The sequence below is a fragment of the Stieleria varia genome, from assembly GCF_038443385.1.
Lineage (GTDB): Bacteria > Planctomycetota > Planctomycetia > Pirellulales > Pirellulaceae > Stieleria > Stieleria varia.
Genome location: NZ_CP151726.1, coordinates 6,944,472 through 6,955,936 on the forward strand (window position 1 = coordinate 6,944,472; position 11,465 = coordinate 6,955,936).

At 55.7% G+C, this 11,465-nt stretch carries 7 protein-coding genes; 2 read left to right on the forward strand and 5 right to left on the reverse strand.

The window, feature by feature from the left end; all coding sequences use genetic code 11:
• The first annotated feature begins 46 nt into the window (after window positions 1–46).
• Together Pla52nx_RS23310 and Pla52nx_RS23315 are read left to right on the forward strand one after the other, a co-directional pair.
• Window positions 47–913: a class II aldolase/adducin family protein gene (locus Pla52nx_RS23310; RefSeq protein WP_146523269.1), complete on the forward strand. Its 867-nt coding sequence runs from the start codon at window positions 47–49 to the stop codon at window positions 911–913.
• Window positions 914–977: 64 nt separating this feature from the next.
• Window positions 978–1,913: a lactate/malate dehydrogenase family protein gene (locus tag Pla52nx_RS23315; protein ID WP_146523270.1), complete on the forward strand. Its 936-nt coding sequence runs from the start codon at window positions 978–980 to the stop codon at window positions 1,911–1,913.
• A gap of 907 nt (window positions 1,914–2,820) precedes the next feature.
• Here Pla52nx_RS23315 and Pla52nx_RS23320 read toward each other — a convergent pair.
• The 5 genes from Pla52nx_RS23320 to Pla52nx_RS23340 all read right to left on the reverse strand — a co-directional run bounded on the left by Pla52nx_RS23320 (window position 2,821) and on the right by Pla52nx_RS23340 (window position 10,974).
• Window positions 2,821–4,200, reverse strand: a complete 1,380-nt coding sequence (locus Pla52nx_RS23320; protein WP_146523271.1) for a hypothetical protein — start codon at window positions 4,198–4,200, stop codon at window positions 2,821–2,823.
• Window positions 4,197–6,701, reverse strand: coding sequence for a hypothetical protein (locus Pla52nx_RS23325; RefSeq protein ID WP_146523272.1), 2,505 nt, complete (start codon window positions 6,699–6,701; stop codon window positions 4,197–4,199). Before Pla52nx_RS23325 ends, Pla52nx_RS23320 begins: the two co-directional genes overlap by 4 nt.
• A 1,032-nt stretch (window positions 6,702–7,733) precedes the next feature.
• A complete protein-coding gene (locus tag Pla52nx_RS23330; protein WP_146523780.1) occupies window positions 7,734–8,699 on the reverse strand; it encodes an ABC transporter ATP-binding protein in 966 nt (321 codons plus the stop codon).
• A gap of 27 nt (window positions 8,700–8,726) precedes the next feature.
• A complete protein-coding gene (locus tag Pla52nx_RS23335) occupies window positions 8,727–9,209 on the reverse strand; it encodes a GntR family transcriptional regulator (RefSeq protein ID WP_146523779.1) in 483 nt (160 codons plus the stop codon).
• A 538-nt stretch (window positions 9,210–9,747) separates the two neighbouring features.
• Window positions 9,748–10,974, reverse strand: a complete 1,227-nt coding sequence (locus Pla52nx_RS23340) for a DUF1559 domain-containing protein (RefSeq protein WP_146523778.1) — start codon at window positions 10,972–10,974, stop codon at window positions 9,748–9,750.
• Between the last annotated feature and the right edge of the window lie 491 nt (window positions 10,975–11,465).

Consider the following 11,465-nt stretch of genomic DNA (forward strand, 5'->3'; position numbering starts at 1 on the left):
ACCACATACATAACGATCCAAGACACACCCCCTTCGGAGAGATCCCATGCAAAATATTCACAAGATCAAGCAAGACATGTGCGACATCGGGCGTCGTATTTACAACCGACAATTCGCCGCGGCCAATGACGGAAACATCACCGTGCGTGTCAGCGACAACGAAGTGCTCTGCACGCCGACGTTGCACTGCAAGGGTTTCTTGACTCCGGACGACATTTCGATGATCGACATGACGGGCAAGCAGATCTCTGGTCGCAAGAAACGCTCCAGCGAAGCCTTGCTGCACCTGGAAATCTACAAGCAACGTCAAGACATCCGCAGCGTTGTGCACTGCCACCCGCCGCACGCCACCGCGTTTGCGATCGCTCGCGAACCCATTCCACAGTGCATCCTGCCGGAGGTCGAAGTCTTCCTGGGTGATGTGCCGATCACGAAGTACGAAACACCCGGCGGACAAGCGTTCGCAGATACAATCATCCCATTCGTCAGCAAGACGAACATCATGATCTTGGCCAACCACGGTACCGTCAGCTACGGCGAAACCGTCGAACAAGCCTATTGGTGGACCGAGATCCTGGATTCTTATTGCCGCATGCTGATGCTGGCCAAGCAACTGGGCAACGTGTCGTACTTGAGTCAGCAGAAATCACAAGAGCTGTTGGACCTCAAGGATCAGTGGGGATACAAGGATCCACGCAACACACCTGAGTACCAAGACTGTGACATCTGCGCCAACGATATCTTCCGCGATTCGTGGGCCAATAGCGGCGTCGAGCGACGTGCATTCGAAGCGCCTCCTGCCGCGAAACCAACCGCGAAACCAGCGGTGTCGCCCGCGTCCAGCTCCGGAATCAATGAAGAGCAATTGGTCAAGCTGATCACCGACGAAGTCATGCGTCAGATGAAAGCGTGAGTCGGCGAGTCCATCCGCCTCATCTCTCTTTAAGCACACAAATTCAAATCCTCGGTCTTACATCATGAAAGTTTCCATCATCGGCGGCGGCGGCCTGGTCGGCTCCTGCGCCGCATTTGCATTGCAGTGCGGCGGCATCGCCCGTGAAATCGCTCTTCTGGACGTCAACCAAGAACTCGCAGTCGGCCAAGCGTTGGACTTGCAACACGGCGGCCCCAGCGTCGCTGATCAGACCATCTCCGGTGGCGGATACGAGCACATCCCATCCTCCGACGTGATCTGCATCACCGCGGGACTTCGCCGCAAACCGGACGAAAGCCGACTGGACTTGATCAACCGTAACACGGATTTGTTCTTGCAAATCCTCAGCGATGTCAAAGCCGCCGGCCCCAAATCGTCGGCGATCGTTCTGGTCGTCAGCAACCCCGTCGACATTTTGACTTACGTTGCGGCACAAAAACTTGGCTTGCCGTGCAACCAAGTCATCGGGCTGGGCACGCAACTGGACACGATCCGTTTTTGTTCGCTGATCGCCGAGCAGTTGAACTCACCTCCGACTCAGACAAGTGCGTTGATCTTGGGTGAGCACGGTGAGTCGATGGTGCCGATCTGGAGCAGTGCGACGATCGCCGGACTGCCGCTGGACAAGTATCCCGGTTGGTCACCGACGCTTGCGACTCAGTTGTTCACACGAACCCGTGGCAGCGGAGCGGAAGTCATCAAACGCAAAGGCGGGGCGGGATTCGCTGTGGGTATCGCAATTCGCGATGTGATCGAAGCGATCATCTTGGATCGTCGCTGCGTGCTGCCCGTCAGCAGCATTCAAAGCGGCTGCTACGGCATTCGTGACGTCGCTCTTTCGGTCCCGACTGTCGTCGGACGCACCGGCGTGGTCGACCGAATGGAAATCGATCTATGGCCGAAAGAGGTCCAAGGCATGCGAGCCAGCGGAGCGGCCCTGAAGAAAACCCTCGACGTGGTGCTGAGCCGAATCGGCTAAGGGCTGGGCTTCTCAAAACTGTTTGACCCGCAGCCGAAGGCGCAGGTGACACAACCAACCGGATCACACCGCAGTGTCAAACGCAGCGAAATCACACGATTTCGCAGGAAGTGGCATCAGGTCCCCAGCAGCTCAACGTCTCTACGAGCAAGACACCACCAAACGCCGTGAGCCGCGACGCGTCAGCGGCCGGGTCTTGCGTTGGGCTGCGGAAAGGTTGGTGTTGTGGCATTTCCGGCTTGCACAAGTTTTCTGTCACTTCCCCCCAAGTTCTTTGGGGGAAGTGACAGTGGACAAGCAATGGATCGCCGATGCCCTGAAAGGGCCTGGACATGAAAGCCCGGGGCACAGCGAAGCGACGCCCCGGGTTCAATGGTTGCTGTCCCCGTTTCACCCTGAAAGGGGTGAGACAATCACGCCGCTTAGGCACCCTCGATGATCCGCACATCTGTGATGCTGAGACGACTGGCTGATGAGTGCAGCATGTAACGCCCTTTCAGGGCTGAGAGTAACCCTCAGTCATAATCATCCCCGGGGCGTCGCTTCGCTATGCCCCGGGCTGTCTTGTTTTGTCCCTTCGGGACGCAAGTTCGCTCGGGCCGAATCTCAAGATCCGTAGAGACTACTGCGTCGGGCTTCACATCGTTTGCCCCGCAGCCGAAGGCGCAGGAGACACAACCAGACGGTTTACACCGTAGTGCCAAACGCAGCGGAATCCGCGGTAAGTGGCATCAAGTCCTCAGTAGCTCAACGTGTCAAAACGTTTGACACTACCAAACGCCGTGAGCCGCGACGCGTCAGCGGCCGGGTCTTTCTCCCATCGAGCATCCGTTTCAGTGCGCAAAACCCGTGGCCTGACGGCCAGCGACTCAGGGCGTATGACACCACCGAACGCTATGCAACACGGTCACTTGATGACGATCGTGTGCCAGCTCTTATCTTGCCACTCATCATCTTCGATTCGAGGATCGCCGATGTAATCTTTCAAAACAGCCGACTCGCCATCATCAGCTAGCTCATAGACAAACGGGTCCCCATCGGTGGTCAGCAGATCAGCCGTTGAAGTTCCAGCGTCCCACAGCTCGCCCAAGTTCGTCGGCAAACGTCCCTCACGCGTCTGATACTGCTTGATCGCGATCGCCGTCAGCACGCGTCGTTTGGCTCGCTGGTGTTTGTAAAGGGCTTCCGCAAACGAGGAGAAACTCGGGCGGATCATGTTCAGCACCACGGATTCATCTGAAACCGGCAACTGCAAAAGCGTGTCCAAACTCCGACTTCGTTGCTTCGCCGCACCTCGGTCATCACTGTACAGATCCACTAGTCTACTGACGCTTTCAACGTGACTGACCGTGCCTGCCCCACGCAGATCGGCAAGTTGATTCATTAGTTCAAAATGCGATTTGATGAAGCTCGGGGCTGTCGAAATCAGACCTCTGGGGACATCTGCCGTGAACACGTCGGATAGTTCCTCAATCACCGCCAACTCGATTCTCAGTTCGTCAAGAACGGTTTGTCGCCATCGATCGCCAACATCATCATTCGCACGGATGATTTCGGCGACCTGCGCTAACTCTTCATCCGACCAGAAATCGTGTTGCAACGTTTCCTCGACCATTTTGAATTGCGTATCCACGCAACTGATTTGCAGGAGATCGCAAATGATCAAGTGGAGTGTCGCGTGCTGTTCGTTGAAAACATCGAATCGTCGAAGCGTCTGCAGAGCTCGTGTCGTGTCATCTTGATGAAAGGCATCAATCAAATCGGCCTGCAGTAGACGTGCGAGGTTTCGGCTTTGCTCAAACTCGGGCAACAGAGTGCTGATGCCATTGAATTCGATCGGCAGCCAGATCGGCTTGCTCGACTCGGCTCGCAGTTCATCGAGTTCCGCCAATACCGGAGCAGCCTGGTTGGCGATTTCCGCACAAGCTTCCTTGGCATCGTCGATACCCAAATGATTGTCGGCAGCAGTCGATGCTTCCACGATTGCGAAAGCTGGCGATTTCACAATCGCTGTCGCCGAATCCAAGATGCGTTTCCAGCGTGCTGTTTGATCCATGGACGATTCGCTGTCCATTCGCTGAGTGAACCATTGGTTGATGGAGACATCAGATCCGTCGGTGTATTGCAGGCGAGCGGCACGCACTTGGCTGGCTCCCACCATCCAACTCATGATCGCGACCATGATGACGATCAGCAGCCCGACGATCGGCAGCGCAACGATTGCCAAGTATCGCAGGTCGGATCCGGAAAGCCGCGACGTTGGGCGTTGATCTGTTTGCTGGTTCATTGTTCGTCCTGCGTTTTGGTGGGTTTTGAATCCGACTCATGTGCTTGGCCGCGTAGCATTTCGACCTCGCGTTCCCATTGCTGCCCCCAGAAAACGGCAGGCAATTGGTCACTATCCACACGCACGCGATTGATTGCAGGTTTTTTTGCGAGTCGATCGGAATAGGGCCCCGCCGCAAAATCACTGCCGGGAGACGTGACCAATGAATGAAAACGCTCTTTCAAAACGGTATCGTTGGGGTGATCAAGAATCGAAAGGGCCGTTTCGACGATGGCGTCCATCTGATGTGGTAGCTGTCGCTTGTAAACGAATCTGGGTGAACTCGCTAAAGACCTCGAGGCAAGGTCCAAAAGTAGTCCAGGCAGCACATCCGGCACCTGCGTCCTGCGCCAAGTCATCAGGACTGCTCGACGACGCAGCGCGTTGCGATCGGCAATGGTTGGAAACGACTGGATCACTTTCCTAATCGGCCCGCGGTCTCGAAACGCCGTGAGTTGGTCATCCGACACGGCGTCAGCGAGGACGATCTCAAGACGATCTGCCCGCTCCTGATCGATCCATCGCTCACTGCGTCGCGTTGCAGAGAGAATCTGTGCTGTGGCAACCAGCCAAGGGGCATATTGCTCAAAAGCCTCTGCCTTCTTTCCCTCGTTCGCTTGGTCGAACCGTACTCGCTGATATTGAATCGCTCGCAACCATCGTGCCAGCGTCTCGGCGGGCAGCAACGCCGCTTGGCCGGGAAAGTCATTGAGTGCTTTCAGTGCGGGCATGAACTCCACTGGTGTCCGTTCTTGTCTCTCGAGAAAGTGCGTGATGACTTCGTGCGTCAACTCGTCGATGGCCCCCATCTTGGTCACGTTGAGTACGAAAGGATTGTCATCTGAAGCGGTTCGCCTGCGGAGGCTTTCGGCTTCACGCATCAGCGATTGTTTAGTGCTCGCAGCCATCGACGGAGAGTTCAAAAGAATCATCCCAACGGGAACGCATGGAATGAAGATCATCAGCAACAGGACACCTCCGCTGATGCACCAGTTCTTCCAACGTTCCCGTGAATCGATGTACCGCGGCATCATGATCCAAGTGGCAATCAGTGGCAGGGTCATGATCAAGCCGATCAACCAAAGCGGTGCGGCCCATTGAAACACCGCGATCGACAACCATACGAAAAACAGGAAGGATGCAACGGGAGCAAGTACCATCGCAATGATCAGCGCCGGCGAGACTTGAGAGATCCAGGTCGAGATCGAGTAAATGCCAAGCACATAAAGTCCGAAGATCGGCAAGCTCAATTGCGGGAAAGGATGAGTGCCGCCCTGCGAGCTGAGACTGATGACCGCGTATCCCAGCACCACGGTCGTCGCGAGGGCAAACGGCACCGCATTCCGGGCGATCCAAATTCGTGTCGGCGAAATCCCACGTTCGGCCAAAAAACGGACCTTCTCAGGCGCGCCATCAAACTTGAACACTCCCACAGAGAGCCACGACAGAGCGACGGGAACCAACAGCAGTGAGATCACGACGAGAAAGCGAGCGAAAGGGGCCAAACGACCAAAAGCAACTTCGAAATGCGTAAGCCACAGCAGTACCAACCATCCGATGATGAATATCCCAGACAACATCGCTAACACGCCTCGATTGCCGTGAATCGATTGATGAATCATTGATGCGATCTGAGTGCGGAAAACAGGAACGCTGACCGTTGATGTCGAAGGCCGAATTGCTTCGGCCATCTGAGAAAGTCGGATACTGGGCGCCTGCTGAGGAGACAGGGCAGCAAGTGCCGCTCGATATCCCATGTATCCGACAACAACGCTCAGGACGCTGCTGAATCCGTATTTGACCAAGAGCCACATGCCATCAGAAAGTGTGGCGTTTAATCGAGCACCGAAGACATTTCCCACAATTGCGATGCAGACCAGTGGCAGACACGCTAGTGGGACGATTGCGATCACGGATGCGAATTGATTGCGGATTCGCCAGGAGGTGTAGAAACCACACAGCAAGACGTAGATCGAGTGCAGTACGAAGATCCATGGATCAATGGAGGTAAACGGATCGTGAAAACTGCGAAGGGAAGCAGTACTCTGGGGATTCAGCATCGTTAGCCGAGTCAAGTAAAGCAGCAGGATCGTGATGCACCACATCACTGCCAGCCCGGCGACTCCGGCAATGAGCTTTGTGAGAATCAATCGCTTCGGGCTGATCGGCAACAGCATCAACCAATCCAGCGTACGCGAGAACCTCTCGTTCCCAATCAACATTGGCCCCGCACCAATCGCGAACAAACCGGGAAAGAGATAGAAGACAATTTGGAAGTCATGTGTCAAATGGATATTGTCAACGGCCAGCAAAAACAGAATCCACGCCAACATCAATGCCGAGAGCATCAGCACCATGGGCAAGGTTTGCCGATACTCTTTCCACGCAAACCATGTGTTCGGCTTGGGAAGATTGCTTGATTCGTAGGTGGACAGACGTGCTGGTGCGATCGTTTGGCTCATGGTCGAAATTCGCGTGCGCGGTAGTTGGCTTCGTGGGCTTGGTTCGCTGGCAACGTCATCTAGACATTGTTTCGAAGGTCACTGTAGTGACAGGTTGGTGTTTTGTAGCTGGGCGTAAGGTTCGTGTTGACGCGGTTGGTGCTGCTCGTTTTCGACTCGGAGAGTCGAACGACAATTGTCGCTCGACTTTCCAAGTCGATAGCGTGCCCCGCCAAACGTATAGCCAATCCCAAACGTTGACCAACGCAGACAGCGTCCGCCCTCACATTCGCCTAAACGGCTACGCGAGACCTCCCCCAGGTTCCTTGATGGATGTGACTGGTGCGAGTTTTGGTTCAGAGCGTACGGTTTGTGTTTGTGCGGTTGGTGCTGCCCGTTTTCGACTCGGAGAGTCGAACGACAATGGTCGCTCGACTTTCCAAGTCGATAGCGTGCCCCGCCAAACGTATAGCCAATCCCAAACGTTGACCAACGCAGACAGCCCCCGCCCTCACATTCGCCCAAACGGCCAAACGCGACCTCCCCCAGGTTCCTTGATGGATGTGACTGGTGCGAGTTTTGGTTCAGAGCGTACGGTTTGTGTTTGTGCGATTGGTGCTGCTCGTTTTCGACTCGGAGAGTCGAACGACAATGGTCGCTCGACTTTCCAAGTCGATAGCGTGCCCCGCCAAACGTATAGCCAATCCCAAACGTTGACCGGCGCAGACAGCGCCCGCCCTCACATTCGCCCAAACGGCCAAACGCGACCTCCCCCAGGTTCCTTGATGGATGTGACTGGTGCGAGTCTTGGTTCAGGGCGTACGGTTTGTGTTTGTGCGGTTGGTGCTGCTCGTTTTCGACTCGGAGAGTCGAACGACAATGGTCGCTCGACTTTCCAAGTCGATAGCGTGTCCCCCTAAACGTTTCACCACTCCCATTCGTTGACCGGCGCAGACAGCCCCCTCCCTCGCATTCGCCTAAACGGCTTTGCTCGACCTCCCCCAAGTTCCTTGGGGGAGGTGACATTGTTGACAGTGAGCGTTTTCTCATCGATCAAACTCCATTTGAGTCAACAGGATTGCTGGTGCATGCCACGAAGATTTCTTCCAAGGTGGCGACGCGAGTTCGGACGGCGGTCACGCCCGGTTCGTTTTGCAGCGTCTGGATGATTTGCGGATCAAAGTTCTGCACAAACGATTGACGTTGCCGCCCCGACGTTTCCTCGCTGAGCACGACGAAAGGCTCACTTAATGGCGCGAGAGCTTTCAACGGATCGTCCACGTCGATCACCACTTGATGGATCGAGTCGCGGATCTCCGCCAGCGGTCCCATCAAACGGATCTTGCCGTGATGCAAGATCGCGATCGTGTCCGCCACCCGCTCGACTTCGCTGATCTGATGGCTCGATAAAAACACTGTGCGTCCCGTCGCCGCCCGATCGATCATGCTTTCGAGGAAATTGCGACGGACCTTGGGATCCAATCCCGATGTGGGCTCGTCGAGAATCAACAAAGAGGGATCATGGGACAGCGCGAGCGATAAAGCGACTTTGGCGCGTTGGCCCTTGCTCAAATGACGAATCTTTTGATCCAACGGCAACTCGTATCGACGAACCATCTCGTCATAACGAGGTTGAAACGATTCATCGTAGAACGATGCGGTGAATCCGCCGATTTGCCCCACCGTCATCCAGTCGTACAACGCGGGGTTGTCCGAGACGTATCCGATCTGGCGACGAACGCCCAGCGGATCGCGAGTCGGATCGATGCCGCAAACCGTGCACGATCCGGCGCTTGGTTTTTGAAAGCCAGTCAAGATACGAATCAACGTCGTCTTGCCGGCACCGTTTTCGCCAAGCAATGCGAACACCGTTCCGGGTTGGATCTCCAAATCAACACCGCGTAGCGCATCGCAGCGACGATAGTGCATCGCCAGTGCCTGCGTTGTGATCACCGGTTGGGTCAAAGACGACACGGACTCTGATTCACGCGATTCGGCGGAGAGGGTTTCGTTGGACATCGATCGATGGCTCGCTAGAAAAAAGAATCAGGAATGAGAATCGGACGTGAGATCACTTTCCGACGTGTCGGCTTTTGCGGTGCCCACAGCGGACCCGTTGCCGCTGGGAGAGGCGTGAACGTTGGGCGGGGTGTCCGCCAGACGCTGGAGATGCTCGTCAACGATCCCCTGGATCCGTTCTCGACTGAGCCCCGAATTCCAGGCTTCCGTCAGCGCCGTTCCGATGCTACCCCGCAACACCGCGACTCGTTCGTCCAAGCAAATGTCGACCGCGCTGGGGCAAACCACCATGCCGCGACCGCGAAGCGATTCGATGACGCCCTCGGACTGCAGCGTCGTGAACGCTCGGGCAACCGTGTTGGGATTGATCGCCAACTGGCCGCTGAGCGCTCGAACGCTGGGCAAAAGCTGCCCCGGCCTGAGCGTGCCCGCGGCAACGGCAAATTTCACCTGCCTGACAACTTGCAGGTAAATCGCGACATCGCTTTGCAGATCCAGAGTAAAGAACATCGAACCGCCCGAATGAAACCAGGTGACTTAGTGTGCTGGTTAGATAGTACACCGATTCGGGTTGGCGTCAAGAGAGGATTTCAGGAGTTTTTTGAAGCGACGTGCGGCGCAGCGACCGTTGGTCATGCTCGGGACGTGAAGTTTATTGCTGACGTCTTTGATTACCCATCTGTATGGGCACTGATTCGGGAGAGCGAAATTGGATCCCGCGAGGGATCGCAGAAGGTAGCCACGGGTCGCCGAAGGCGCACCCGTGGTATGCGACAACCATGTTGAATCGCCTCCGAAGGGTGTCGCAGACGTCTCGGAATCGGGGCTGCGACCGCCTCCGGGGTCGGTTCTCGTCAGACCGAATGAACCGGCGATGATCGCTGCGCTCTATCGCCGGCTACCGTCTGAGACCGCTTCACGGTCATAGGCAGCAACAATTCTTTTCACGTCCCGAGCATGGCCTACCTCACTCCGTACAACGAAAAACGCCCAGGCAATGAGAGTGCCTAGGCGTTTCGAGTTTCTGCTGACTTAAGCGACGTAGAGCTTACTGGTTGAATTGCTCGTCGATCGTTTCTTTCGCACCTCGTGATCCGAGTGCTCCCCAAAGTCCAAACGGGCTTTCCATCCCGCTGCGGACGTTCGGGTCATTCGCGTGGTCGCGTCCCGGTGCACAGGCGTCCGAATTTCCGGCTTCGATGCTGTCTGAGATAAAGATCACCGCACCGTCACCCATCAAGATGTGAGCTCCACCCTGGTGATAGCTGCCGGCAGCCATCAGGGGATCAGACATCGCATCGCCATCAAGGATGTTGGGACTGTTGGGAGGCAGGATCGTCTGGAAACTGGTCGTTGATGCACGGCCATCGGCCCAACGAGTACCGCGAGCATAGCTGTCTTGGTACAAGGTCAGACCGGTCGGCTGCAAGAATTGCGGACGATTCGGATCTCGAACAGCGTCAGCCAACGTCTTGGGAGTACACCAAGGATTGGGTCGCTGCCGTACGACCGTTGACTTGACTTGCAGGTCCCGACCGCAAGTTGGGATTTCACCAGCGGCAATCGTATTGGACAGGCCGTCTTGGATGTCGCGGAATTTCATTTCCGTTCGGTTCCAGAAAAAGCCTCGATTGGCGGCTTTGGCGCGGGTGATCATCCACGTTTCGGGAGTCGTCGTTACGCCGTTGCCGTTGCTGTGATAGACACCGATTTCGTTCTTCCCACCGAAACCTACGCGGTCAACGGCATCGCCGATACTGGCGGCATAGTTCGTTCGTCCGCCACCTTCCGGGCTGTCGAACGGATCGCTGGGGCAACGAAGCGTTGGGATCTCGGAAACCCAGGGTTCATAGTTGAACTGATTGCCGGTCGGCCCCATGGGTGGCCATACTCCGCCGGTCGAAGGGATCGCTGTAGCCGGGTCAACGGATACATTATTGGGATTCGAGATTTTTTCCCACAGCCCCTGCTGTTCCATGAAGGGCGTCAAGCCAACCAACCAGCTCAGGCGGCTGCGATTGCAGTCAAAATCAGCCGCCATGACTCCAGCCCTGTCAGTTCCGCCCATCTGAGCTGGCAAGTTTTTGTAGTTACTGTGGTAGTTCTGCAGCGCAAGCCCAATTTGCTTGAAATTGTTGCTGCAACTCATGCGGCGGGCTGCCTCACGAGCGGCTTGAACCGCAGGCAACAGCAGCCCCACCAGGATGCCAATGATGGCGATGACGACCAGCAGTTCCACCAAGGTGAACGCTGAACGCCGATTTGAAGAAAACATAAAAGGACCTCTAAGAAAAGAATCAATCGATCGGGTGCCGGCGAATTACAGGCGAACCGGCAAGCGTCTCCATTATTGGCCAACAAGGGGGTAGATGCAACTGTCGAATGAGGCAACGACCTGGATGTCCCTTGAATTCCAGTGTGATTGTCGATTTTCCCCCGTTTTGACGAACAATTTTGCCGCGAAAAAAACGCGGGGGGGCGTGGCCAGGTGGACACGGAGCAGGAAGGCTTGAAATGGAGCATCCTCTACGAGTGCATCGTCCAGTCTTAAAACGTGGGTTCGATGAATGAGCCTTTTTGGCGTTAGCCACGGTTCTCGCGACACAACCTTAAAACGTGGGTTCGATGAATGAGCCGTTTTGGCGTTAGCCACGGTTCTCGCGACACAACCGTGGCTAACGCTGGGCTGTCCAAAATTTGGCTTGACATGCAACTTCAATTGACCGGTTTTGTTCCTCAATTGGAAGATACGCCGAAGGCGTTGTT